We start from the raw sequence: 23,774 nt of genomic DNA on the forward strand, positions 1-23,774 counted from the left end.
GGCAGCTAGTCGGCGATCCCCTCGGGGATCGCCTTCTTCACGGTGGAGGCCAGGTCCACCAGTGGTGCCATGCCGTCGCCGGTGCGGTCCTTGGGGATGGTCACCTCGACGTACGCCTTCCGCAACGTCGTGGTGAACCGGAACGACCCGTCGTCCTGCTTCTCCAGGAGCCAGCCGACCCCGTTCACCTCGACCCCGTCGGCCTCCGGATCGTCCATCTTCGAGGGCCGCTCGACACCGCACCGCAGTATGATCGCCGGGTCACCCCAGCCCGCGGTCAGCGCGGACGCGGGCTCGGGATCCCGACGGTCCTGGTCGTCGACCTTGGACGGCAGTGTCCGGTCCAGTTCTCGGCAGAGCTTCGTGACGCCCGCCCCCGGCGAGGGAACCACCGCCGACGCGCTGTCGTCTGCGGAGGAACAGCCCGCGACCGTGATCAGCAGGGCGAGCGCGGGCAAACCAAGAGGCCGGTGACGGAAGAAGTTCACCGGCCAAGGGTAGACGGGGGCTACAGATGGACGACCGGGCAGGTCAGGGTACGGGTGATGCCGTCCACCTGCTGGACCTTGGCGACCACCATGCGGCCCAGGTCGTCCACGGTGTCGGCTTGTGCACGGACGATCACGTCATACGGTCCTGTCACGTCCTCGGCCTGGATGACTCCAGGGATCTTGCTGATCGTCTCGGCGACGGTCGACGCTTTGCCGACCTCCGTCTGGATCAGGATGTACGCCTGTACCACGGAACCTCCAGGGCGGCCACGAGGATCATGTGGGGAAAAGGAACGCCACGGTATCGCGTCGCCGCTCTTCGCGGGGAGACCCGCGGGGGCGTGGACGCCCGCGCCGGGATGCGGACACGACAGAAGTTCACGGTCCCCTCGACCGTATCGAGGACACTGATGACGCGCGACCGGGCACGGCACGGCACAGAAGGGGCGTAAGGGCAATGAAGGGCACTGTTGGTGAGCTCGGCGAGTTCGGGCTCATCAGGGAGCTCACCTCCCGTCTCACCACCACCCCGGCGGTCCGGGTGGGTCCCGGCGACGACGCCGCGGTGGTCGCCGCACCCGACCGCAGGGTCGTGGCGAGCACCGACATCCTTCTGGAGGGCCGGCACTTCCGCCGCGACTGGTCCACGGCCTACGACGTCGGCCGCAAGGCGGCCGCGCAGAACCTCGCGGACATCGCCGCCATGGGTGCCGTGCCGACCGCCCTGCTGCTCGGGCTGGTCGTGCCCGCCGAACTCCCCGTCACCTGGCCCTCGGAGCTCATGGACGGCCTGCGCGACGAGTGCCAGGTCGCGGGCGCGTCGGTGGTCGGCGGGGACGTCGTACGGGGAGACACGATCATGGTCTCCATCACCGCCCTCGGCGATCTGCGGGGCCAGGAACCGGTCACCCGGGCCGGCGCCCAGCCCGGCGACCTCGTCGCGGTGACCGGCTGGCTGGGCTGGTCCGCGGCCGGGTACGCGGTGCTCTCCCGCGGCTTCCGCTCGCCTCGCGCGTTCGTGGAGGCGCACCGGCGCCCCGAGCCGCCGTACCACGCGGGCCCGGCCGCCGCGGCGCTCGGCGCGACCGCGATGTGCGACGTGAGCGACGGGCTGATCGCCGACCTCGGACACATCGCCGAGGCCAGCAAGGTCCGCATCGACATCCGTTCCGGCGCGATCGACATCCCGTCCCAGATGAACGACATCGGGCAGGCTGTCGGTGTCGACCCCATGCAGTGGGTGCTGAGCGGGGGAGAGGACCACGCGATCGTGGCGACCTTCTCGCCGGACGTGAAGCTGCCGGCCCGCTGGAAGGTGATCGGCGAGGTCCTCAACCCCTCGGCGCTGCCCCAGGTGACGGTCGACGGGGCGCCCTGGACGAGCAAGGGCGGCTGGGACCACTTCGGCGGGGACATCGAGTCGTGAAACCCCTGGTGCTCACGGTGGCGGGCTCCGACTCCGGCGGAGGCGCCGGAATCCAGGCCGATCTGAAGACCATGCTCGCGCTCGGCGTGCACGGCATGAGTGTCGTCACGGCCGTCACCGCGCAGAACTCCCTCGGCGTACAGGGTGCCTGGGAGCTGCCCGTCGAGGCGGTGCGGGCCCAGTACCGCAGTGTCGTGGACGACATCGGCGTCCAGGCCGTGAAGACCGGGATGCTCGCCTCGGCCGAACTCGTCGAGGCGGTGGCCGAGTTGCTCGGAGCCACGGACGCACCGGCCGTGGTCGACCCGGTCGGCGTCTCCAAGCACGGGGACTCGTTGCTGGCCACGTCCGCCCTGGAGTCCGTACGGACGAGGCTGCTCCCGGTCGCCACCGTCGCCACCCCGAACCTCGACGAGGTGGCGCAGCTCACCGGCGTCCGGGTCGATTCGGAGTCCCGTATGCGAGAGGCCGCCGAGGCGGTGCTGTCGTACGGACCGACGTGGGTGCTCATCAAGGGCGGCCATCTGGCCGGCGACGCCGTCGACCTGCTCACCGACGGCCGTGAGGAGCACTGGCTGCGCGCACCGCGCCACGACAACCGGCACACGCACGGCACCGGCTGCACCCTGGCCTCCGCGATCGCCTCGCAGCTCGCGAAGGGTCAGTCCGTGCCGGAGGCGGTGGCGGCCGCCAAGGAATACGTCACTGGGGCGATCGCCGCCGGCTTCGCGCTCGGCGAGGGGATCGGTCCCGTGGATCATGGATGGCGGTTCCGTTAGTACGCGGGCGCGTCGTACGTGGACACGGCAAAAAGCCGGCCCACCTCTCGGTGGACCGGCTCAGTGCAGCGAACCAGCAGTGGCCGCGCGCTTAGCTGTGCGTCAGCGCGAGACCTTGCCGGCCTTGATGCACGAGGTGCAAGCGTTCAGGCGCTTCGGCGTCCCGCCCACCACGGTACGGACGCGCTGGATGTTCGGGTTCCAGCGACGGGACGTACGGCGGTGCGAGTGCGAGATGCTGTTGCCGAAGCCCGGCCCCTTGCCGCAGACGTCGCAGTTGGCAGCCACGGGTCACTCCAAAGACTTCAGATGCACTTACGGTGGATCCCGGCATGCCGGGATCGAGATCGTAGGATCAGAGATCTGAGTGGCGGTGCCAGGAGGATTGGCCCGATCTGCATCGGGCAACCGGAGCAGCATACAACGACTGCGCCAGCAGAACGAAACTACCATGGCTGATCAGGCACCCGCTCCCGGCCCTCCTCCGGTGGAAACCCGCCCGGGGTCTACGCTGCGTCCAGTCCAGCAGCCCGAGGAGGCGCAGGTGGCGCAGGTGCCGCAGACATTCTTCGATGCTCTCGCGGTGCGCACCTGGTGCGGTCTCGCGCTGCGGGCGCTGGGCAGGGCGCGCGAGGAGATCGACGCGATCAACGTCTACCCGGTCGCCGACGGGGACACCGGCACCAACCTGTATCTGACGGCGGAGTCGGCGGCCGCGGCCGTGGAAGCCGTGTTCGACGGCCACGACGCCCATGACTCGGGGAAACCGGCACTGGCCGACGCCGCACGCGCGATGGCGCACGGAGCCCTCATAGGTGCCCGCGGCAACTCGGGCACGATCCTCGCCCAACTGCTGCGGGGCATGGCCCAGGTGCTCGCCGCCGAGGGTGAGACGGCTCACACGGACGGCGAGGGACTCCGGCTCGCCCTGCGGCACGCCGCCGACTCCGCCCGCCAGGCCGTGGCCCACCCGGTCGAGGGCACGGTCCTCACGGTCGCCTCGGCCGCCGCCGACGCCGCCGGGGCAGCGGAGGGAGACTGCGGGACGGTCGCCCGGGCCGCCTACGACGGCGCGTGCGCCGCCCTTACCGCGACACCCGGCCAGCTGGCCGTCCTGGAGCGGGCCGGGGTCGTGGACGCCGGCGGGCGAGGACTGGTGGCGGTGCTGGGGGCGCTGGTGGAGACGTTCACGGGGGAGGCACCCAGGGCGGTGCCGGTGACGAGCGGGACGTTTCCGGAAGCAGGCCCCGCCGAAGTGTCCGAGGCCGTCTCCGAAGCCGCCACGGTCTCCCGCGACGAGTGCGCCGACGCCCCGGGCACCGGTGGCCCCGCCTTCGAGGTGATCTACCTCCTGGAGGCCGAGGACACGGCCGTCGCGCGGCTGCGGGAGCGGCTCGACGGCCTCGGGGACTCGCTCGTGGTGGTCGGCGGCGACGGCCTGTGGAACGTCCATGTGCACGTCGACGACGCCGGCGCCGCCGTGGAGGCGGGCATCGAGGCCGGGCGGCCGTACCGGATCCGCATCACGCACTTCGGCCTCGGTGATGTGCACACCACCGGCGCCGAACGGCAGCCCCGCGAGCGCGCCCAGCGGGCCGTCGTCGCCGTCGTGCCCGGCGAGGGCCTGGCCGGGCTGTACACCGAGGCCGGCGCGACCACCGTGCTGGCCCGCCCCGGGGAGCCGCCCGCGAGCGGGGAGCTCGTGGAGGCCGTACGGCGTGCCCACGCGCGCGAGGTCGTGCTGCTGCCCAATGACGCCGACCTGCGCCACACCGCGGCCGCCGCGGCCGAGCAGGCCCGCGCGGAGGGCATCCGCGTCGCGCTGATCCCGACGCGCTCCGCGGTCCAGGGCATCGCGGCGCTCGCCGTGCACGAGCCGGAACGCCGGTTCGACGAGGACGTCGTCCAGATGACCTCGGCGGCCGGCGCGACCCGCTACGCCGAGGTCGCCGTCGCCGAACGCCAGTCCTGGACCATGGCCGGCATCTGCCAGGCCGGTGACGTCCTCGGCCTCATCGACGGGGATGTGGCCGTGATCGGTTCGGACGTCACCGCCACGGCCGAGTCCGTCCTCGACCGCATGCTCTCGGCCGGCGGCGAGCTGGTCACCCTCGTCCTCGGCGACGAGGCCCCCGAGGCGGTCGCCGACCACCTGGAGACACGCGTACGGGAGTCGTACCTCGCCGTCGACACGGTGGTGTACCGGGGCGGACGGCAGGGAGCCGTGCTGCTCATCGGGGTCGAATAGCAGCCCTGGGCGCTCAGCTGTCCTGCTCCTCCATGAGCTCCAGCATCTGCTCGGCCTCGGCCCGCCGGGTCCGCGCCGTCTCGTCGTCGCGAGCCTCGCCGGAGCCGTTCGTGCCGCCATAGGCGTCGAGCACCGCACGCGCGCGTGCCGCCGCCTCCGCCGGCCGGCTCAGGTCCGCCGCCAGCCAGCCCGCCGCTAGCTCGGCACCGGTACGCGCGTCCAGGGCCTCGTCCCCGAGCGAGGCGAACACCACGATCGCCTCCACCACCTGGGCCAGCGACTCCTCCAGCACCGCCCGGATCGAGTCGTCCTCGGCGTCCTCGGGCACGGAACGGGCCAGCAGGTCCCCGAACTGCCGGTGAGTGTGCCCGAGTTCGCCGACGAGCCGCTGCCGCGCCTCCTCCTCGGCCTGCGTCTCACCCAGCGCGATCTCGCACTCCCGGACCGCCTGCGTCATCAACTCCCGTGCCGTGTCCGCCCCGTCCTCGGCACGCAGCGCGAGCCACGCGCGGGCGCGCAGGGACCGGATCAGCCCGTGGACGTTGCCGAGTTCACGCCACAGGCCGCCCGCGCGCGCGTACGCCCGGTCCGCCTCGGCGGGCAGACCCGCGGCCCCGAGGGACTCGGCGGCGAGGTGGGCGAGCGTCGCGTGGTCGTGCTGCTCGGGCCAGTGCCGGGCGATCTCGGCGGCCTGCAGGCGCCGCTCGGCCGCCTCCCGGTGCTCGCCCAGCTCGCTCAGACAGTCACCGAGCCACCACTGCGTCTGTACGACCGCCCCGTCGCCGTGCGTCTCGGCGCTCAGGTCGGGCAGCGCCGACTCCAGCACCTCGGCGGCCTCGGCCCATCGGCCCTGCCGCAGCAGGAACCCGCCCAGCTGGTGCCGGGCCAGGGCACCCAGCGTCGGGCCCTCCCCGGCCTCGTCGGCCCAGTGCGCGGCCTCCAGGGCGTGCTCGGCCGCCTCCTCGTCGAGACCCCGGCCGCCGACGACCTCGGCGAGCTGGAGATGCAGCTGGGCCCGCCCGATCGCCTCCAGGTGCGGGCCGCCGTGCTCCAGGGCCGCCCGCAGCGCTCGCTCGCTCCCCGCCGGATCGCCCAGGTGGTGCAGGAGCCCGGCAAGCCGGGCCTCGTACTCCACCGCGAACCACGGCAGGCCCGCCTCCACGAACCCCGCTGCGGCCCACGTGAACAGCTCCGCGGACGCCTCCGCGTCCCCGGCCCGCGCGGCCAGCTCCGCCAGCATCGCCTGCGCCTCGGCGACCCGCGCGGCGAGCCGCACGTCGTCCCCGGTCCGTCCCTCGACGAGCGCGAGCACCTCCCGCACGGCCTGCTCCGCCTCCGAGAGGACCGCGTCCTCCGCGGCCTCGTGCACCCGCCGCATCAGGATGCGCGCCCGGGACATCAGCACCGACGCCGTCTGCCGTACGCCCGTGTCGTCCACGGAGTAGAGCGCGAGGACCTCGTCGTACAGCCCGGCGGCCACCGTGAGCGCCTCGTCCACCTCGCCTGCCAGCGCGCGTATGTAGGCGGCACGCGCGCGTGCCGCGAGCGACTCGCCGGGGTCGCCCGCCTCCGCGTACAACTCGGCGGCCCGCTCGAACAGGCCGGTTCCCTCGGGACCCAGGTCCATCGCCTCGTGGTCGGCGATCTCCGCCCGGTCGCGCGGGCCCAGCTCGACGCCCCGCGCGGCCCGCGCGACCGCCGCCCACGCCTCGACGGCGTTCGGCTGAAGGGTGACCGACCGCCGTCGCGCCTCGGCGATCAGCGCGGGCAGATCGGGCTCCTGAGCAGCGACCGGGACCGGTGGCACGACCGCGGCAGCGGCGGGGGCCGTCCGAACCGCCCGCACGCCCAGCGGCAGCCGCTCCACCAACGGGCGTTGAGCCATGCGCGCGCGTGCCCGCTCGCTGACATGGGCCGTGCCGTTGCGCTCGTCGAAGCGGGCGGCCAGCGCGAGAGCCTCCGCGCGCGCGTGGGCGGCGAGTTCGGCCGCGGTCCAGGACCGGCCCGCGGGCCCCGGCACCGGCCGGTCGACCGGGCCCAGCTCGGTCAGCCGGTCCATGAGCAGGGCCACCACCGCCGTGAAGTCCAGCCTGCTGCGCGGATGACCGTCGTCCGTGAAGTACGCGGGACGCTCCGCGAGCAGCTCCAGACCGCGCGCCTCGTTGCCGCTGAGGGCGCAGAACTCGACATGGTCCGCGTAGGCGCTGCGCATGCTCTCCATGGACCGCACGAGCCTGAAGCCCCGCAGATGGTTGGCGCGCGCCTCGTCGAGGCGACCCAGCCGCAGCAGCGGCGTCAGCGAGGAGGCGAGGACCGCGTGCGGCTCGTGGGCGCAGGTGAACTCGCCCTCCAGGACCGGCGCCCACAGCTCGAGCGCCTCCTCGTCCCTCCCGCGCTGCGCCTGCCACCAGCCCTGCTCGTGCAGCTCGCAGGCGTGACAGTCGGTCATGGCGTCCCGGTCGGCGGCCAGCCACGCGGCGTACGCGCGCTCGGCCCGCGCCAGGTCGCCGACATGCGCGGCCACGCTGTACTCGGCGCTGCGCACGGCCCGTTCGGAGTGCCCGGCCAGCCGGTAGCGGTGCTCCATCTCGCCGAGCCACTTCTCCATGGCGGTGAGCGGGATGTGCGGCTGGTCGAGCATGCCGGTCGTCATCCACTTGAAGACCCAGTGCAGGGAGTGCGTCTCGTACTCGTCGAAGTCCTCGGGCCGCTCGTCCCACATGCGCAGCAGCCGCGCGAAGGGGACGAACATCTTGGCCTTCTCGGAGCTGTAGTTGTAGACCTTCAGCTGGTGTCCGAGCGCCTCGATCACCGCGAGCGGGATGTTCAGCTTCTCGGCCTCGGCGAGCAACTGCTCCGCGCGCGCGTTGCGGGCGGGCCCCTCCGGCTCCTCGGCGTTCTCCGCCATCGCCAGGCGCAGCGCGTCGAAGCCTGTGCCCCCGTGGTCGCCCATCCCGTCGATCCCGCTCATCACAGGCCCTCCTCGCCGTTTGTGGCCCACTCCAGCAGGCCCATGAAGGCCCGGTTCAGCAAGGCCGAGTCCGCGGGCCTGAGCGGGCGCTGGGCCATCAGCAGGGCCTGCCCGTACAGGGACTCGGTGGCGGTGCCGATCAGGTCCGGATCGCCGAGCGAACCGATCCGCCGTACCAGCGGGTTGAGATGGTTCAGCACGAGACGCGCGCGTGGGGCGCCGCCGCGCAGCGAGCCGAGGATGCCCGCCCACAGGTCGTCGGCCCGGTCCTCGGCCTCCGCCCGCGCCTGCTCGTGCCGGGCGTCCCGGTCGTCCAGGTGCAGCGCGGGCACGGACAGCGGCCGGAACGCACGCAGGACCACGTCACAGCCCAGCGGATCGAGCCTCGCCCGCGCGGCCGCCAGGAAACCGGCGAGCGCCAGCTCCTCGGCCGGGTCGACCAGGTCCATGTGAGCGGTGACGGTGTCCGCGTCCAGCTCGGAGACGACCGTTCCCGGCCGCGCCGAAGGCAGCGCCTCGACCAGGTCGCTGTCGTACGTGTAACCGCCGTTGACCACCCCGACGCCCTGCGCGGAGGCGATCGGCGCGACCTGCCGGTACTCCTCCACGGTCCGCGTGAAGTGCACCACCGGGTGCCGCCGCGCGAACTCCTCCAGCGACAGCCGCCCGTCGGTCGTCTCGAACGGCAGCCACGGCAGCATCGTGCGCAGCATGTCCACGTCGTGCCGCGCGAGCGACTTCACGCCCAGGTGGTGCACGGACAGGAAGGCCGCGAGCCGTTCCGGGTCCCCGGCGGCGAGACCCGTCAACCAGGACCGGATCCTTTCCCCGAGCGCCTCCTGTACGGCGGCCAGCGTCTCGTCCTCGTACAGCGACTCGCGCGAGGCCGTGGGACGCAGGCTGTCGGTGTCCAGGACGCAGCGCACGAAGAACGCCCAGTCCGGCAGCAGCTGTTCGGCCCGCTCGGTCAGCAGCATGCCCTTGAGATGGACGCGGTGGGTCGCCCGCTGGGCGGGGCTGACCGCCGACGGAAGGACGTAGGCCACGCCACGGATCCCGGCGAGCGGCACGGTCAGCTCGATCGAGTCCAGTGGGGTGAAGCCGAACAGCTCGTGACAGTGCCGGGCCAGGGCCACCCTGCGGGTGGCGGGGGAGGGGTACGGCCGGTCCCAGGGGGCGGGCAGGTCGGTGACCGCCTCGTCGCCGACCCGGACGTCGTACGGCAGCAGGGAGCCGAAGTCCCGAGCGAGCCGGAGGACCCGCTCCGGCGTGAGCCACTCGCCGGCGCCCGCCCGCGCGACCAGGTGCACGGTGGTCCCCGGCTCCGGACGGGCGTCGGGAGGCAGCGTCCGCACCCGGTAAGAACCGTCGTCGCTCGCCGTCCACTCCACGGGCGGCGCGTCCGGCGTACGGGCGCTGCGGCTGACCACCCGGATCCGCTCGGCGACCACGAAACAGGCGAGCAGACCGATGCCGAACTGGCCGAGGAAGTCGGAGCGGACCTCCTGAAGTCCCTCGGCCCGCTTGGAACTGCGTCCGATGGTGGCCAGCAGGCTGTGCACGTCCGCCTCGGTGAGTCCCACCCCGGAGTCCTCGACCCTCAGGGCGCCGTTCTCGGCGTACAACCGCACCCGGGCCGGGGCGTCCGGCTGTTCGGCCCGCCGGGCCGTGATCGCGTCCACCGCGTTCTGGAGCAGTTCGCGCAGATAGACCTTGGGGCTGGAGTAGAGGTGATGGGAGAGGAGGTCCACCAGACCGCGCAGGTCGACCTGAAACGTATGAGGTTGCTGAGGTACCTGAGGTGTCGGTGATGACTGTGAGGTCTGGGAATCCATCGTCGCAGCGCCGGTGGGAGGAACGTTCGCGCGGCGCGGGGTCGGGCGGTCCCGGGTGGGGCGGGGATCCGCGGGGATGGCCGGAGCGCGCCATCCTAAGTCCCCAACCAGCCGTCTGACCAGGGGTTTCCCGGTATGTATACGGCAATGTCAGTGGTGTGGTGTGCAATGGATCTCGTGCCCGCACTGGAAGAACCGTTGAAGAAGGTGCTCGGCCCCGCCACCGCGAAGGTGATGGCCGAGCATCTCGGCCTGCACTCCGTCGGCGACCTCCTGCACCACTACCCGCGCAGATACGAGGAGCGGGGGCAGCTGACCCACCTCGCCGACCTGCCGATGGACGAGCATGTCACCGTGGTCGCCCAGGTCGCCGACGCCCGCCTGCACACCTTCGCCTCCGCCAAGGCGCCGCGCGGCAAGGGACAACGCCTGGAGGTCACCATCACGGACGGCAGCGGCCGCCTCCAACTGGTCTTCTTCGGCCACGGCGTTCACAAACCCCACAAGGAGCTCCTGCCGGGCACCCGCGCGATGTTCGCCGGCAAGGTCTCCCTCTTCAACCGCCGCCTCCAACTGGCACACCCGGCCTACGAGTTGCTACGCGGGGCCGACGGCGAGGCAGAGGAGGCGGTGGAGACCTGGGCGGGCGCCCTGATCCCCATCTATCCCGCCACCGCCAAACTGGAGTCCTGGAAGATCGGCAAGGCGATCCAGACGGTGCTGCCAAGTGCCCAGGAGGCGATCGACCCCCTCCCCGAGTCCCTCCGCGAGGGTCGCGGCCTGGTCCCCCTCCCCGAGGCACTCCTCAAGATCCACCGCCCGCACACCAAGGCCGACATCGCCGACGCCCACGCCCGCCTCAAGTGGGACGAGGCCTTCGTCCTCCAGGTGGCCCTGGCCCGCCGCCGTCACGCGGACGCCCAACTCCCGGCGGTGCCGAGGAAACCCGCTCCGGACGGCCTTCTCTCGGCCTTCGACGACCGACTGCCCTTCACCCTCACGGACGGGCAGCAGAAGGTCTCCAAGGAGATCTTCGACGACCTGGCGACGGACCATCCGATGCACCGGCTCCTGCAGGGCGAGGTCGGATCGGGCAAGACAATGGTGGCCCTGCGCGCCATGCTCACCGTCGTCGACGCGGGCGGACAGGCCGCCATGCTGGCCCCGACCGAAGTGCTCGCCCAGCAGCATCACCGCTCGATCGTCGAGATGATGGGCGAGCTCGCCCAGGGCGGAATGCTGGGGGGATCCGAGCACGGCACCAAGGTCGTGCTGCTCACCGGTTCGATGGGGACGGCCGCGCGCAGGCAGGCCATGCTGGATCTGGTCACCGGTGAAGCCGGGATCGTGATCGGGACGCATGCGCTGATCGAGGACAAGGTGCAGTTCCACGACCTGGGCCTGGTCGTGGTCGACGAACAGCACCGGTTCGGCGTCGAGCAGCGGGACGCCCTGCGCGGCAAGGGCAAGCAGCCGCCCCACCTCCTCGTCATGACGGCCACGCCCATCCCGCGCACGGTCGCGATGACGGTCTTCGGTGACCTGGAGACCTCCGTCCTCGACCAGCTCCCGGCCGGCCGGTCACCCATCGCCAGCCATGTCGTCCCCGCCGCCGACAAGCCCCACTTCCTCACCCGGGCCTGGGAGCGGGTCCGCGAGGAGGTGGAGAACGGCCACCAGGCCTACGTCGTCTGCCCCCGCATCGGGGACGAGGAGGACGACCCGAAGAAGGCCAGGAAGTCCGCGGAGGACGAGGCCGAGAAGCGCCCGCCGCTCGCCGTCCTGGACATCGCCGACCAGCTCGCCAAGGGACCCCTGAGGGGCCTGAGGGTCGAAGTGCTGCACGGCCGTATGCACCCCGACGACAAGGACGCGGTCATGCGCCGCTTCGCCGCGGGCGAGACCCATGTCCTGGTCGCCACCACGGTCATCGAGGTCGGCGTCAACGTCCCGAACGCCACGGCGATGGTCATCATGGACGCCGACCGCTTCGGCGTCTCCCAGCTCCACCAGCTGCGCGGCCGAGTGGGCCGGGGTTCGGCGGCGGGTCTCTGCCTCCTGGTCTCGGAGATGCCGGAGGCGAGCCCGGCCCGCCAGCGCCTGAACGCGGTGGCGTCGACTCTGGACGGCTTCGAGCTGTCCCGCATCGACCTGGAGCAGCGCCGGGAGGGCGACGTCCTCGGCCAGGCCCAGTCCGGCGCCCGGACCTCGTTGCGGGTCCTCGCCGTGATCGAGGACGAGGAGATCATCGCGGAGGCGAGGCAGGAGGCGACGGCGGTGGTGGAGGCCGACCCGGAGCTGACGGGACTTCCCGGCCTGCGCACAGCCTTGGACGCCCTGTTGGACGAGGAACGGGAGCAGTACTTGGAAAAGGGCTGAAGGAGAGACACTCAGGAGCGCGGGCCGCGTGGACCGTACGGCTACCGCCGCGCGAGCGCGACCAGCCACAATGAACCTGAAGTCGCCCACAACCAAGGACCGAAGATGACCCGCGTGATCGCCGGCGCAGCAGGCGGACGCCGACTCGCAGTCCCGCCAGGCAATGGCACACGCCCCACCTCCGACCGCGCCAGAGAAGGACTCCTCTCCACCTGGCAGTCCCTCCTGGGCGGCCCCCTGGACGGCGAACGCGTCCTCGACCTGTACGCAGGCTCAGGTGCCGTGGGCCTGGAAGCCCTCTCCCGGGGAGCGGGCCACACTCTCCTCGTGGAGGCCGACGCCAGAGCCGCCCGCACCATCCGCGAGAACGTCAGGAACCTCGGGCTCCCCGGCGCCGAAGTCCGCGCGGGCAAAGCCGAACAGATCATCCGGACGGGGTCGCCGACCGAGCCGTACGACCTCGTCTTCCTCGACCCCCCGTACCGAGTCACAGATCACGATCTTCGCGAGATTCTCCTCACACTCCGCACCGAACACTGGCTAGCGCCCGAGGCCCTGGTCACCGTGGAGCGCAGCACCAGAGGCGGAGAATTCCAGTGGCCGCCCGGTTTCGACGCGGTCAAAGCCCGTCGCTACGGCGAGGGAACGTTTTGGTACGGTCGCGCCGCCTCTACGTGCGAAGACGCACGATGACCGGACCGGAGAGCGAGGGATCTCAAGTGCGCCGCGCCGTCTGTCCCGGGTCGTTCGACCCGATCACCAACGGACATCTCGACATCATCTCCCGCGCCTCCAGACTGTACGACGAGGTCTACGTGGCGGTGATGATCAACAAGTCCAAGAAGGGCCTCTTCGAGATCGACGAGCGGATCGACCTGATCCGCCAGGTCACCGCCGAGTACGGCAACGTGATCGTGGAGGCCTTCCACGGCCTCCTCGTCGACTACTGCAAGGAGCGCGACATCCCGGCCATCGTCAAAGGCCTGCGCGCGGTCAGCGACTTCGACTACGAGCTCCAGATGGCCCAGATGAACAACGGTCTGTCGGGCGTCGAGACCCTCTTCGTCCCGACCAACCCCACCTACAGCTTCCTGTCCTCCTCGCTCGTCAAGGAGGTCGCGACCTGGGGCGGAGACGTCTCCCACCTGGTCCCGCCGCTGGTCCTGGAGGCACTCAACAAGCGCCTGCGCAAGGACTGATGGGACTACAGTCGTCCCGTCCGTCTCCAACACAGCTGTAGAGAGTGGCGAGCACAGGTGGACGTGCAGAAGAAGCTCGACGAGATCGTCTCCGCGGTCTCCGGTGCCCGGTCGATGCCCATGTCGGCCTCGGTGATGGTCAACCGCGCCGAACTGCTCGCGATGCTCGAAGAGCTGCGCCAGGCCCTGCCCGGCTCCCTCGCGCAGGCCCAGGAACTGATCGGCGATCGCGAGCAGATGGTCGAGCAGGCCCGCCAGGAGGCCGAGCGGATCATCGGGCAGGCGCATGCCGAGCGCGGCTCCCTGATCTCCGACACCGAGGTCGCCCGCCGTTCCCAGGCCGAGGCCGACCGGATCCTGAACGAGGCCCGCCAGGAGGCCGAGGAGGTCCGCGCGGAGGCCGACGACTACGTCGACTCCAAGCTCGCCAACTTCGAGGTCGTCCTCACCAAGACCCTCGGCTCGGTCGGCCGCGGCCGCGAGAAGCTCCTCGGCACCGGCCCGGGCCTCGACGAGAACGGCTACGAGGACGAGGACGCCCCCGAGCGCAGTCACGACCCCGAGACCCTGCGCAAGGACGCCGACTCCTACGTCGACGCCAAGCTCGGCGCCTTCGAGGCGGTCCTCGCCAAGACCCTGGAGGCGGTCGGCCGCGGCCGCCAGAAACTGCACGGCCGTATCGCCACGGACGACCTCGGCGCCCTCGCCGACGACACCTCCACCGTCCAGCACTCCAGCGACGCCGACTACCTGGCCGACCTCACCGCCCTCGCCGAGCAGGACGCCCGGACCCAGGCCCGCGGCCAGTCCGAGCAGCCGGCCCAGCAGCCGGACTACGACCAGCAGCATGCGTACGGCTACCAGCAGCAGAACGATGCCTACGCCGCGTATCAGCAGCAGCCCGATCCCTACGCCCAGCAGGACCCGTACGGCTACCAGCAGGCCGACCCCTACTCCCCCACCTCCGGCTACGCTCCGGCGGGAGGCGCCCCCTTCCAGGGCTACGACCAGCAGCAGGCCGCGTACGACCAGAACCAGGCCCAGCAGGCCCACCAGCCGCAGCAGACGCACCAGCCCCAGCAGGACTACGCCCTGGACGAGACCAGCCTCTTCGACACCGGCATGATCACGCCGGAGCAGTTGAGGGCGTACGAGCAGGGTCGCGGCCAGTAAGGGACCACCGGATTGGGCCGTGAGCGAAAGGTCCAGTATCCTGGCTCTTCGGTCGCGCGTACGTCCGCGATCAACGCTGCCCGGGAGCACCGAAGGGCGGCGGCCCTCTGAGCTCGAAGATCGAAAGCAGGAATGGCCCTGAACGCCCGCCTCGACCACCGCAACCCTCTCGTGTTCGACACACACGAGCTGGGGCGGCGTCCTGGCGCGCTGCAGCGCCTGACCCGTGAGATCGACGCTCCCAAGGATCTCGGTATCCAGGGAGTGATCGGAGTGCCGGAAGGCGCCCCGGTCGTGCTCGAACTCCGCCTCGAGTCGGTCATGGAAGGGGTGCTTGTCACAGGCACCGCCCGTGCACAGGCCGAGGGGGAGTGCGTAAGGTGTCTGGAGCCGCTTGAGCTGGTGCTCGAAGCGGATTTCCAGGAGATGTTCTCGTACCCTGACGCCGACGACCGTGGCCGTGTGAAAGCGGAACCGGCCGACGACGCCGAGGAAGACGAGGACAGGCTCTTCATCGAGGACGGCCTGTTCGACCTCGAACCAGTGCTGCGTGATGCGGTGGTGCTCGCACTGCCGATGCAGCCGGTGTGCCAGGACGACTGTCTGGGCCTGTGCTCCGAGTGCGGGGCGCGGCTCACGGACGACCCGGACCACCACCATGACGCCGTCGACATCCGTTGGGCGGCACTGCAGGGACTCGCCGGTTCACTCGAAGACGGCGAGAAGGACGAGATGAGCGGCGCCGAACCGGGCGTCGACGAGAAGCAGGAGAAGTAGCCGTGGCTGTTCCGAAGCGGAAGATGTCGCGCAGCAACACGCGCCACCGCCGGTCGCAGTGGAAGGCTGCGGTCCCCACCCTGGTTGCGTGCGAGCGCTGCCACGAGCCCAAGCTGCAGCACATCGCGTGCCCTGCTTGTGGCACCTACAACAAGCGCCAGGTCCTCGAGGTCTGAGCGGCTGGTGAGAGGCACTGTGTCCACGCCGAAGAAGAACTCGGGCGACAACCAGGCCTCGTCCCACACGCTGTTGGAAGGGCGGCTCGGGTACAAACTCGAGTCCGCCCTTCTGGTGCGTGCGCTGACCCACCGTTCGTACGCGTACGAGAACGGCGGTCTGCCGACCAACGAGCGGCTGGAGTTCCTCGGGGACTCCGTGCTCGGCCTCGTGGTCACGGACACGCTGTACACCACCCACCCCGACCTGCCCGAAGGCCAACTGGCCAAGTTGCGGGCCGCGGTGGTCAACTCACGCGCACTGGCGGAGGTCGGCCGCGGGCTCGACCTGGGCTCCTTCATCCGGCTCGGCCGTGGTGAAGAGGGCACGGGCGGCCGGGACAAGGCGTCCATCCTCGCCGACACCCTGGAAGCGGTGATCGGCGCGGTCTATCTCGACCAGGGTCTCGAAGCGGCCTCCGAACTGGTGCACCGCCTGTTCGACCCCCTGATCGAAAAATCCTCCAACCTCGGTGCCGGCCTGGACTGGAAGACCAGTCTCCAGGAGCTCACCGCGACCGAAGGACTCGGCGTGCCCGAGTACCTGGTCACGGAGACCGGCCCCGATCACGAGAAGACCTTCACTGCTGCCGCCCGCGTCGGAGGCGTCTCGTACGGCACCGGCACCGGCCGCAGCAAGAAGGAGGCGGAGCAGCAGGCCGCGGAGTCCGCCTGGAGGTCCATCCGGGCCGACGCGGACGAGCGTGCCAAGGCGGTGGCCGAGAAGGCCGTCGAGGCCGTTGAGGTCGTCGAAGCCGCCAAGGACGACGACGAAGGTCCGTCGTCCGTCTCCGCCTGACGCCTGGAAGCCCCAGCGCGTCTGGAAGAACAGCGCAGCCGAGCGCCTGCCCCCGAACACCGGGGCGGGCGCTCGGTTCATACACCGGTCCGTGACGGGGGAGCCCCATGCCCGAGTTGCCCGAGGTCGAGGTCGTACGGCGTGGCCTGGCGCGGTGGGTCGCCCACCGTACGGTCGCCGAGGCCGAGGTGCTGCACCCGCGCGCGGTCCGCCGTCACCTCGCCGGTGCCGACGACTTCGCGCATCGCCTCAAGGGCCGTCGCGTCGGCACCCCGAGCCGCCGCGGGAAGTACCTCTGGCTGCCCCTGGAGGACACGGACCAGTCGATCCTGGCCCACCTCGGCATGAGCGGCCAGCTGCTGGTCCAGCCGCATGCCGCCCCCGACGAGAAGCACCTCAGGATCCGGGTGAGGTTCGCTGACGACGTGGACACCGAGCTGCGCTTCGTCGACCAACGGACCTTCGGCGGGCTGTCGTTGCACGACAACACCCCGGACGGACTGCCCGACGTCATCGCGCACATCGCGCGCGACCCGCTCGACCCGCTCTTCGACGACGAGGCCTTCCACCAGGCCCTGCGCCGCAAGCGCAGCACCATCAAACGGGCCTTGCTCGACCAGTCGTTGATCAGTGGAGTCGGCAACATCTACGCGGACGAGGCCCTTTGGCGCTCCCGCATCCACTACGAGCGCCCCACCGCGAACTTCACGCGCCCGCGCACGGCCGAACTCCTGGGCCACGTCAGGGATGTGATGAACGAGGCCCTCGCGGTCGGCGGCACCAGCTTCGACAGCCTCTACGTCAACGTCAACGGCGAGTCCGGTTACTTCGACCGGTCCCTCGACGCGTACGGCCGGGAGGGGCTGCCGTGCAAGCGGTGCGGTACGCCGATGCGCCGACGGCCCTGGATGAACCGGTCCAGCTACTTCTGCCCGAGGTGTCAGCGGGCGCCGCGCGTCATGTCGTAACGCTCGCGGGCGGCCAGGACGTCGTCCATGCGGCCCTCGACGAAGTGGATGAGGCCCAGCAGCCGCTCGGCGACCTCGTGGCCCAGCGGGGTCAGTTCGTAGTCGACCCGGGGCGGGTTGGTGGGCTGGGCCTCGCGGTGCACCAGGCCGTCGCGTTCGAGCGCCTGGAGCGTCTGGGAGAGCATCTTCTCGCTCACGCCGTCGACCCGGCGGCGCAGCTCGTTGAAGCGCAGCGAGCCCTCGTGCAGGGCGCCGAGCGTGAGTCCGCCCCAGCGGCCCGTCACGTGCTCCAGCGTGCCGCGCGAGGGGCAGGCCTTGGCGAACACGTCGTACGAGAGGTCCCGCGCCTCCAGGGGCTGCTGCGTGGTGTCCATATCACGAGCGTACTGGAAGGCAGCACTAACCAACAGATTGCACTAACCGGAAGTTAGCGCAATCTGCCTCGGTGTCCTCTAGTAGCCGAAGTCCTGCGTCCACCAGGGGCCGCCCGAACCGAAGACCACGCCGACGCCCAGCGTCTTGAAGTCACAGTTCAGTATGTTGGCCTTGTGGCCGGGGCTGTTCATCCAGGCCTCCATGACCGCCGCCGGGTCGGCCTGGCCCCGGGCTATGTTCTCGCCGCCGAGGTTGGTTATCCCGGCCTGCGCGGCCCGGTCCCACGGCGTGGCGCCGCTCGGGTCGGTGTGGTCGAAGAAGCCCTGGTCGGCCATGGCCTTGCTGAAGGCCCCGGCGAGATCGGCCAGCGCGCTGTTGGCGGCGACCGGGCTGCAGCCGACGTTCGCCCGCTCGGCATTGACGAGCCTGAGTACCTCGGCCGCCGCGGCGGCCTCGGTCGAGACCTCCGCGGGTGCGGCGGTCTCCTTCTTCGCCGGCTCCTTCTCCTTCTGAGGCGGCGTCGTCTTCGGCTTCTTGCTCGGCGGGGCCGCCGGCTTCTTCGTCGGCTTCTCGGTCGGCGTGGCCGTCGAGGTCGAGGGGGACGGCGAGGGCGAGGAGGCGCGGTCGGCATCCCGGCTCGTCGAGCTGCCGTCCTCGCGGCTGTCGGCGCTGCCGGAGGTGCCGCCCTGCTCGGCCGGGGAGTTGGTCGGCGAGCTCGCCGCCTGCACATCGCCGCCGGTGGTGCTGCCGCCGCCGAGCTTGTAGTTGTCCAGGCCCGGCACCACGCCGGTGGCGACCGCGACCGTGCCGATCGCGACGGCCGCCGAGACCCCGAGCAGACCGGTCTTGACCGGCGTCACGAGGTTCCTCCTGCGCCGGCGGTGCGACCCACCGCGCCGGGAACCGTCGGCGGGCGTGTAGCCCTCGCCCCGGTAGAGCGCGTACTCCTCCTCCGACGCGAACAGGTAGGCGTCACTGCGCGCGTAGGGGTCGGGGTCCTCCTGGCCCCGGTAGGTCGCGGTGCCCACCGAGGCGAAGTTGTACGAGTCCTGCGGGTCGTAACCGCTCCCATAGGAGCTGTGTGTCGCTGTGACCCCCGTGGCGCGGCCCGTGGCGGCGCGGCCGGCGGCGGAGCGTCGGTGGCGTCCCATGTGCTTGCCTTCCTAGTCCTCGTTCATGAGGTCGACGCGTCCCCCCGGTCAACCAAAGTCACAAAACCCACACGATCGAGTGAGTTTCGTATGAGATTCATTGGCAGCGGACAGTACCGCATGGCGCCTGGGGAGGGAGTGCCCGGAGAGACATTGGCCGGTTAGGTTGCACCCATGAGCGAGGATGTACGACTGGTCGCCTGGGTGCGCGGACGCGTCCAAGGTGTGGGTTTCCGCTGGTTCACGCGGGCCAAGGCCCTGGAGATCGGCGGCCTGAGTGGTTTTGCTCTCAATTTGGACGACGGACGCGTGCAAGTGGTCGCGGAGGGTCCGCGGAAGGGATGCCAGGGACTCCTCGACTGGCTCCTGGGTGACGACACGCCCGGCCGCGTAGACGGTGTCACCGAGATCTGGGACACACCTCGTGGGGGTTACGACGGCTTCGCCATCCGATGAGCCGTTTCTGTAAAACGGCCCAGGCGGAAGCGGAGGGACATGCCACTGGCACCTGCCCGAAGCAGAAAGTCGCTGGTGGTTGCCAAGAAGGCCATGCCGTGGCAGGCTCCGCGGGTAAGAGTGATCGTCACGTCCCGAGGGCCCCGAGGGAGCCGCAGCGCCGCCGTCTCAGGTCGCGCCGGACCGGGTTGTCCGCCAATACGGGGCGTGATCGTGTTGACCGTCAAACTTTTTGGTGAGACGCTGAAAGCACCCCGCGCACCTTAGCTGTTTGGCATGGAAGAACAGCAGCATGAACTCAAAAGTGTCAAGCACCGCGGGTGCGAATCCCTCACGACCCACACCGCTTCGGTCGGTCACTCAGTGTGGAGGACCATCCATCATGGCAAAGGCGCTTCTCGGTTACGTCGGCGGCTCCGACCCTCGACTCCTCGCCGAGATGCGACGGCTCCAGCAGCGCGTACAGGACCTGGAATCCGAGCTCGTACGGATTCAGGCCGAGAACGACGCGCTCGCGGCTGCCGCTTCTCACGAAAGTCTCCTGGAGAGCATCGACGCACACCAGGCGGAGCCTGCGCTCACCTGATCACTGCATCGCTACACGACAGCTCACGCAGTGGTTGGGCAGCCTGTATCAACCGCTAAGTTGTCAGAGTTTGCAAGGGACGCTTCGGCGTCCCTTCTTTCTTGCCCCCGTGCACCCTTTCACTCTCTTAACGTTTGGTGTGCCCTGCACGTTCAACGGTGAAACCGAGGGCGACAGCGCGTTCATGGAGTGAGACACCCCCGGAAGGTAGAGTCCAGCGGCGTGCACCTCAAGGCGCTGACCCTCCGAGGGTTCAAGTCGTTCGCCTCGGCGACCACGCTCCGGTTCGAGCCGGGGATCACGTGTGTCGTGGGGCCGAACGGCTCAGGCAAGTCCAACGTCGTGGACGCACTCAGCTGGGTCATGGGCGAGCAGGGCGCCAAGTCGCTGCGCGGCGGCAAGATGGAGGACGTCATCTTCGCCGGCACCACCGGCCGCCCGCCGCTGGGCCGCGCCGAGGTGTCCCTGACCATCGACAACTCCGACGGCGCCCTGCCCATCGAGTACGCCGAGGTCACCATCACGCGGATCATGTTCCGCAACGGCGGCAGCGAGTACCAGATCAACGGCGACACCTGCCGTCTCCTCGACATCCAGGATCTGCTCTCCGACTCCGGCATCGGCCGCGAGATGCACGTCATCGTCGGCCAGGGTCAGCTCGACTCCGTCCTGCACGCCGATCCGACGGGCCGCCGGGCCTTCATCGAGGAGGCCGCCGGAGTCCTCAAGCACCGCAAGCGCAAGGAGAAGGCCCTCCGCAAGCTCGACGCGATGCAGGCCAACCTCGCGCGCGTGCAGGACCTGACCGACGAACTCCGGCGCCAGCTCAAGCCGCTCGGCCGCCAGGCCGCGGTCGCCCGCCGGGCCGCCGTCATCCAGGCCGACCTGCGAGACGCCCGCCTCCGGCTGCTCGCCGACGATCTCGTACGACTGCGGCAGGCGCTCCAGGCCGAGGTCGCGGACGAGGCCGCGCTGAAGGACCGCAAGGACGCCGCCGAGCAGGAGCTGAAGAAGGCCCTCCAGCGGGAGGCGCTTCTGGAGGACGAGGTCCGACAGCTCACGCCCCGGCTCCAGCGGGCCCAGCAGACCTGGTACGAGCTCTCTCAGCTCGCCGAGCGGGTGCGCGGCACGGTCTCGCTGGCCGACGCGCGCGTGAAGAGCGCGACCTCGGCGCCGCCCGAGGAACGGCGGGGCCGTGACCCCGAGGACATGGAGCGTGAGGCCGCCCGCATCCGCGAGCAGGAGGCAGAGCTGGAGGCTGCCCTGGAGGCGGCCGAGCACGCTCTGGAGGACACGGTCGCGCACCGCGCCGAACTGGAGCGGGAACTCACCCAGGAGGAACGGCGCCTGAAGGACGTCGCCCGCGCCATCGCCGACCGCCGCGAGGGCCTCGCGCGGCTGGGCGGCCAGGTCAACGCGGCCCGTTCCCGCGCCGCCTCCGCCCAGGCCGAGATCGACCGCCTCGCCGCCGCGCGGGACGAGTCCCAGGAGCGTGCGGTCGCCGCGCAGGAGGAGTACGAGGCACTGAAGGCCGAGGTGGACGGCCTGGACGCGGGCGACCTGGAACTGGCGGAGCGGCACGACGCGGCGAAGCGACAGCTCGCCGAGGCGGAGGCGGCCCTGACGGTGGCCCGAGAGGCGGTCACGGCGGCGGAACGCAAACGCGCGGCGACGCAGGCCCGGCATGAGGCGCTGGCGCTGGGGCTGCGACGCAAGGACGGCACGGGTGCGCTGCTGGGCGCGAAGGACCGTCTCACCGGCCTGCTGGGGCCGGCGGCCGAGCTCCTGACGGTGACCCCGGGCCACGAGGTCGCGCTGGCGGCGGCTTTCGGCGCGGCGGCGGACGCCTTGGCGGTGACCTCCCCGGCGGCAGCGGCGGACGCGATCCGCCTGCTGCGAAAGCAGGACGCGGGACGGGCGTCACTGCTGTTGGCAGGGGCCCCCGAAGAGGCGCCCCAAAGGGGCGCGGGCAACTGCGCGACCAGCCACAACGGACCCGCGGACACCACACATCAGCACGCGGCGGATCTCGTACGCGTCCCCTCCGACCTCCTCCCCGCGGTAAGACGCCTACTCCACGGCATCGTCGTCGTCGGCACCCTCGAAGACGCCGAAGACCTCGTCTACGCCAACCCCCACCTCACCGCAGTGACCGCCGAAGGCGACCTCCTCGGCGCCCACTTCGCCCACGGCGGTTCCGCGGGCGCCCCGAGCCTCCTCGAAGTACAGGCCTCGGTCGACGAAGCGGCCGCTGAACTCGAAGAGCTGGCCATCCGCTGCGAGAGACTCACTGAGGCCCAACGCGCCGCAGTCGAGCGCCGCAAAGCATCAGCCGCACTGGTCGAGGAGCTCGGCGAGCGGCGCAGGGCCGCCGACCGGGAGAAGTCCGCCGTGGCCCAGCAGCTCGGCCGCCTCGCCGGCCAGGCGAAAGGTGCCGCCGGCGAGGCCGAGCGGTCCACCGCGGCTGCCGCGCGAGCGCAGGACGCCCTGGAGAAGGCGCTCGAAGAGGTCGAGGAGCTCGCCGAACGGCTCGCCGTCGCCGAGGAGATGCCGGTGGAGGAGGAGCCCGACACGTCGGTACGGGACCGTCTCGCCGCCGACGGTGCCAACGCCCGCCAGACCGAGATGGAGGCCCGCCTCCAGGTCCGTACACATGAGGAGCGGGTCAAGGGGCTTGCCGGACGGGCCGACTCCCTCGACCGAGCCGCCCGTGCGGAGCGAGACGCACGCGCGCGTGCCGAACAGCGGCGGGCCCGCCTGCGGCACGAGGCCGCCGTGGCCGAAGCTGTCGCCTCCGGTGCGCGACAGCTGCTCGCGCACGTCGAGGTGTCCCTCGCGCGCGCGGACGAGGAGCGGACCGCCGCCGACGCCGCCAAGGCGCTCAGGGAACGGGAGTTGACCGCCGCGCGGAACACCGGCCGCGATCTCAAGTCCGAGCTCGACAAGCTGACCGACTCCGTCCACCGCGGCGAGGTGCTCGGCGCCGAGAAGCGGATGCGGATCGAGCAGCTGGAGACCAAGGCGCTGGAAGAACTGGGCGTCGAACCGGCGGGGCTCATCGACGCGTACGGCCCTCACCAGCCGGTACCGCCCTCCCTGCCGGCCGAGGGCGAGGAGCTGCCCGACGATCCGGAGCATCCGCGCAACCAGCCGAAGCAGTTCCACCGGGCCGAGCAGGAGAAGCGGCTCAAGGCGGCCGAGCGGGCCTATCAGCAGCTCGGCAAGGTCAATCCGCTCGCCCTGGAGGAGTTCGCGGCGCTGGAGGAACGGCACAAGTTCCTCAGTGAGCAGTTGGAGGACCTGAAGAAGACCCGCACCGACCTGCTTCAAGTGGTGAAGGAGGTCGATGAACGCGTCGAACAGGTCTTCACCGAGGCCTACCGGGACACGGCCCGGGAGTTCGAGGGTGTCTTCAGCCGGCTCTTCCCGGGCGGCGAGGGGCGGCTCATCCTGACCGACCCCGACAACATGCTCACCACCGGCGTGGACGTCGAGGCCCGTCCGCCGGGCAAGAAGGTCAAGCGGCTGTCCCTGCTCTCCGGCGGCGAGCGCTCGCTCACCGCCGTGGCGTTGCTGGTGTCGATCTTCAAAGCCCGCCCCAGCCCGTTCTACGTCATGGACGAGGTCGAAGCCGCCCTCGACGACACCAACCTGCAACGGCTGATCCGCATCATGCAGGAGCTGCAGGAGGCCTCGCAGCTCATCGTGATCACGCACCAGAAGCGGACCATGGAGGTCGCCGACGCGCTGTACGGCGTCTCCATGCAGGGCGACGGTGTGTCCAAGGTGATTTCACAGCGGCTCCGCTAGCCCTCCCTCAATCCTTCAAGACTTGAACGCCCGTCGGTCGCGAATGCCTCTCATCTCACAGCAGTTGCCCTCTTGACTTCGAAACTTGAAGGCATAGTCTCGGCAATGTTGTTTTTACCTTCAGGTACCACCTATC

General features: G+C 70.7%; 21 protein-coding genes. 14 read left to right on the forward strand and 7 right to left on the reverse strand.

Annotation, left to right across the window (positions count from 1 at the left end):
- Positions 1–5 precede the first annotated feature (5 nt).
- Together QF027_RS34015 and QF027_RS34020 are read right to left on the reverse strand one after the other, a co-directional pair.
- Positions 6–488: a DUF3515 domain-containing protein gene (locus QF027_RS34015; protein ID WP_307078938.1), complete on the reverse strand. Its 483-nt coding sequence runs from the start codon at positions 486–488 to the stop codon at positions 6–8.
- A gap of 20 nt (positions 489–508) precedes the next feature.
- Entirely contained in the window at positions 509–742 is a 234-nt protein-coding gene (locus QF027_RS34020) for an Lrp/AsnC family transcriptional regulator (protein WP_003997603.1), read from the reverse strand.
- 206 nt (positions 743–948) lie between these two features.
- On the opposite strand from QF027_RS34020, the gene QF027_RS34025 reads away from it, so the two are divergent.
- Positions 949–1,917: a thiamine-phosphate kinase gene (locus QF027_RS34025; RefSeq protein WP_069765389.1), complete on the forward strand. Its 969-nt coding sequence runs from the start codon at positions 949–951 to the stop codon at positions 1,915–1,917.
- Positions 1,914–2,696, forward strand: a complete 783-nt coding sequence (gene thiD / locus QF027_RS34030; RefSeq protein ID WP_306975919.1) for a bifunctional hydroxymethylpyrimidine kinase/phosphomethylpyrimidine kinase — start codon at positions 1,914–1,916, stop codon at positions 2,694–2,696. Before QF027_RS34025 ends, thiD begins: the two co-directional genes overlap by 4 nt.
- A gap of 102 nt (positions 2,697–2,798) precedes the next feature.
- Here thiD and rpmB read toward each other — a convergent pair whose 3' ends face one another.
- Positions 2,799–2,984 carry a 50S ribosomal protein L28 gene (rpmB, locus tag QF027_RS34035; RefSeq protein ID WP_217234690.1) on the reverse strand — a complete coding sequence of 62 codons (186 nt, stop codon included), beginning with the start codon at positions 2,982–2,984 and terminating at the stop codon, positions 2,799–2,801.
- A gap of 256 nt (positions 2,985–3,240) precedes the next feature.
- Between rpmB and QF027_RS34040 the strand changes: the two genes are divergently transcribed.
- On the forward strand, positions 3,241–4,944 hold the full coding sequence (locus QF027_RS34040) for a DAK2 domain-containing protein (protein ID WP_307078940.1): 1,704 nt from the start codon (positions 3,241–3,243) through the stop codon (positions 4,942–4,944).
- Positions 4,945–4,957: 13 nt separating this feature from the next.
- On the opposite strand, the gene QF027_RS34045 is transcribed toward QF027_RS34040, so the two are convergent.
- Positions 4,958–7,915, reverse strand: a complete 2,958-nt coding sequence (locus QF027_RS34045; RefSeq protein WP_307078942.1) for a tetratricopeptide repeat protein — start codon at positions 7,913–7,915, stop codon at positions 4,958–4,960.
- The gene (locus tag QF027_RS34050) at positions 7,915–9,750 is read right to left on the reverse strand and encodes an HSP90 family protein (protein ID WP_307078944.1); all 1,836 of its coding nucleotides are present in this window, start codon (positions 9,748–9,750) and stop codon (positions 7,915–7,917) included. Before QF027_RS34050 ends, QF027_RS34045 begins: the two co-directional genes overlap by 1 nt.
- Positions 9,751–9,918: 168 nt before the next feature.
- Between QF027_RS34050 and recG the strand changes: the two genes are divergently transcribed.
- The 8 genes from recG (at position 9,919) to mutM (ending at position 17,260) form a co-directional block, all read left to right on the forward strand.
- Positions 9,919–12,129 (forward strand): ATP-dependent DNA helicase RecG, encoded by a 2,211-nt coding sequence (recG, locus tag QF027_RS34055; protein WP_307078946.1) that lies wholly within the window; start codon positions 9,919–9,921, stop codon positions 12,127–12,129.
- A gap of 105 nt (positions 12,130–12,234) precedes the next feature.
- Entirely contained in the window at positions 12,235–12,822 is a 588-nt protein-coding gene (rsmD, locus tag QF027_RS34060; RefSeq protein ID WP_306975906.1) for a 16S rRNA (guanine(966)-N(2))-methyltransferase RsmD, read from the forward strand.
- 26 nt (positions 12,823–12,848) lie between these two features.
- A complete protein-coding gene (coaD, locus tag QF027_RS34065) occupies positions 12,849–13,328 on the forward strand; it encodes a pantetheine-phosphate adenylyltransferase (RefSeq protein ID WP_306975904.1) in 480 nt (159 codons plus the stop codon).
- 57 nt (positions 13,329–13,385) lie between these two features.
- Positions 13,386–14,501: an ATP synthase F0 subunit B gene (locus tag QF027_RS34070; RefSeq protein ID WP_306975902.1), complete on the forward strand. Its 1,116-nt coding sequence runs from the start codon at positions 13,386–13,388 to the stop codon at positions 14,499–14,501.
- Positions 14,502–14,633: 132 nt separating this feature from the next.
- On the forward strand, positions 14,634–15,278 hold the full coding sequence (locus tag QF027_RS34075) for a YceD family protein (RefSeq protein ID WP_057616496.1): 645 nt from the start codon (positions 14,634–14,636) through the stop codon (positions 15,276–15,278).
- 2 nt (positions 15,279–15,280) lie between these two features.
- Complete coding sequence (gene rpmF / locus QF027_RS34080) at positions 15,281–15,454, forward strand: 50S ribosomal protein L32 (protein WP_006139588.1); 174 nt, start codon at positions 15,281–15,283, stop codon at positions 15,452–15,454.
- 19 nt (positions 15,455–15,473) lie between these two features.
- Positions 15,474–16,292: a ribonuclease III gene (gene rnc / locus QF027_RS34085; protein WP_306986518.1), complete on the forward strand. Its 819-nt coding sequence runs from the start codon at positions 15,474–15,476 to the stop codon at positions 16,290–16,292.
- Between the two features lie 107 nt (positions 16,293–16,399).
- Positions 16,400–17,260, forward strand: coding sequence for a bifunctional DNA-formamidopyrimidine glycosylase/DNA-(apurinic or apyrimidinic site) lyase (mutM, locus tag QF027_RS34090; RefSeq protein WP_306975900.1), 861 nt, complete (start codon positions 16,400–16,402; stop codon positions 17,258–17,260).
- Here mutM and QF027_RS34095 read toward each other — a convergent pair.
- Both QF027_RS34095 and QF027_RS34100 read right to left on the reverse strand, forming a co-directional pair.
- Positions 17,233–17,634: a winged helix-turn-helix transcriptional regulator gene (locus QF027_RS34095; protein WP_306975899.1), complete on the reverse strand. Its 402-nt coding sequence runs from the start codon at positions 17,632–17,634 to the stop codon at positions 17,233–17,235. The genes mutM and QF027_RS34095 overlap by 28 nt on opposite strands.
- Positions 17,635–17,712: 78 nt before the next feature.
- Positions 17,713–18,786: a CAP domain-containing protein gene (locus tag QF027_RS34100; protein WP_307078947.1), complete on the reverse strand. Its 1,074-nt coding sequence runs from the start codon at positions 18,784–18,786 to the stop codon at positions 17,713–17,715.
- 174 nt (positions 18,787–18,960) lie between these two features.
- Here QF027_RS34100 and QF027_RS34105 point away from each other — a divergent pair, with 174 nt between their 5' ends.
- From QF027_RS34105 to smc, 3 genes are all read left to right on the forward strand, one after another.
- Entirely contained in the window at positions 18,961–19,242 is a 282-nt protein-coding gene (locus tag QF027_RS34105; protein ID WP_057616505.1) for an acylphosphatase, read from the forward strand.
- Between the two features lie 382 nt (positions 19,243–19,624).
- On the forward strand, positions 19,625–19,828 hold the full coding sequence (locus QF027_RS34110; RefSeq protein WP_057616507.1) for a hypothetical protein: 204 nt from the start codon (positions 19,625–19,627) through the stop codon (positions 19,826–19,828).
- Between the two features lie 222 nt (positions 19,829–20,050).
- On the forward strand, positions 20,051–23,638 hold the full coding sequence (gene smc / locus QF027_RS34115) for a chromosome segregation protein SMC (RefSeq protein WP_307078949.1): 3,588 nt from the start codon (positions 20,051–20,053) through the stop codon (positions 23,636–23,638).
- Positions 23,639–23,774 lie beyond the last annotated feature (136 nt).

The organism is Streptomyces canus (assembly GCF_030816965.1).
GTDB classification, from domain to species: Bacteria; Actinomycetota; Actinomycetes; order Streptomycetales; family Streptomycetaceae; genus Streptomyces; species Streptomyces canus_E.

What these genes read in the sequence shown, in the direction of transcription:
- QF027_RS34025 (WP_069765389.1), top strand. Translation starts at nt 949, where the DNA reads ATGAAGGGCACTGTTGGTGAGCTCGGCGAGTTCGGGCTCATCAGGGAG.
- QF027_RS34045 (WP_307078942.1), bottom strand. Translation starts at nt 7,915, where the DNA reads ATGAGCGGGATCGACGGGATGGGCGACCACGGGGGCACAGGCTTCGAC.
- QF027_RS34050 (WP_307078944.1), bottom strand. Translation starts at nt 9,750, where the DNA reads ATGGATTCCCAGACCTCACAGTCATCACCGACACCTCAGGTACCTCAG.
- recG (WP_307078946.1), top strand. Translation starts at nt 9,919, where the DNA reads ATGGATCTCGTGCCCGCACTGGAAGAACCGTTGAAGAAGGTGCTCGGC.
- rsmD (WP_306975906.1), top strand. Translation starts at nt 12,235, where the DNA reads ATGACCCGCGTGATCGCCGGCGCAGCAGGCGGACGCCGACTCGCAGTC.
- QF027_RS34075 (WP_057616496.1), top strand. Translation starts at nt 14,634, where the DNA reads ATGGCCCTGAACGCCCGCCTCGACCACCGCAACCCTCTCGTGTTCGAC.
- mutM (WP_306975900.1), top strand. Translation starts at nt 16,400, where the DNA reads ATGCCCGAGTTGCCCGAGGTCGAGGTCGTACGGCGTGGCCTGGCGCGG.
- QF027_RS34095 (WP_306975899.1), bottom strand. Translation starts at nt 17,634, where the DNA reads ATGGACACCACGCAGCAGCCCCTGGAGGCGCGGGACCTCTCGTACGAC.
- QF027_RS34100 (WP_307078947.1), bottom strand. Translation starts at nt 18,786, where the DNA reads ATGGGACGCCACCGACGCTCCGCCGCCGGCCGCGCCGCCACGGGCCGC.
- QF027_RS34105 (WP_057616505.1), top strand. Translation starts at nt 18,961, where the DNA reads ATGAGCGAGGATGTACGACTGGTCGCCTGGGTGCGCGGACGCGTCCAA.
- QF027_RS34110 (WP_057616507.1), top strand. Translation starts at nt 19,625, where the DNA reads ATGGCAAAGGCGCTTCTCGGTTACGTCGGCGGCTCCGACCCTCGACTC.